This is a genomic window from Nocardioides sp. P5_E3, from assembly GCF_054049275.1.
In genome coordinates this window covers 1-615 of the sequence record NZ_JBFUMR010000067.1, presented here as the reverse complement: position 1 = coordinate 615, position 615 = coordinate 1, and the positions used below count along the sequence as shown (strand labels likewise).

Genomic DNA, 615 nt, shown 5'->3' with positions numbered 1-615 from the left:
CCACAAGGACCTCGTCTCCGACGCGAACCTGAACGAGATGACCACCTCTCGCGGAGACCTGGCACCCGGCGCGGGCTACGGGCTCGGCATCGTGCTTGCCGGCAGCCCGTGCGGTGAACTCATCGGCCACGACGGCGAAATCGCCGGCTACCGCACCTTCGCCTTCTACAATCCGGCCAACGACCGCACCGTCGTCGCCTTCACCAACACCTCGACGAACGCTGCCGACGAGGCGCTCGCTTACCTCACCGTCCAGGGCCTCTGCTACCAGTGATGCCGACCCCCGCGCGCGGGACTCACCGACCAGACGCCGGGCACGACTCGAGCACCCACCTGATCTTGGGAGATCCACGCGCATCGCGGCAGATCCGGGCGAGCGTAGCGGCCCTCATCGCGGCAGTCCCGGTTGACGTGCGGGGCAGGAACTGCTGACGGTTAGTCGTGCTTGTGCCACCACCTCTGCGAGTTCACAGTGTGGTCGCCTCGGCCCCCTACGTCTCCTAGGGACATCAAGATCACGATTCCAAGGAGGATGCCGCCGATGATGATCCAACTCCACATGGGCTCTCCATCCAGAACTGCGGGACCCATGATGCTACGCGCGGACTGGTCGGT

Annotated in this window: 1 protein-coding gene; it reads left to right on the top strand. The window is 65.5% G+C overall.

Annotated elements, in window-relative coordinates; all coding sequences use genetic code 11:
- Nucleotides 1-274 (top strand): serine hydrolase (locus tag ACXJKB_RS22700; RefSeq protein WP_457192483.1); only part of this gene is annotated, 274 nt, incomplete at its 5' end.
- Nucleotides 275-615 lie beyond the last annotated feature (341 nt).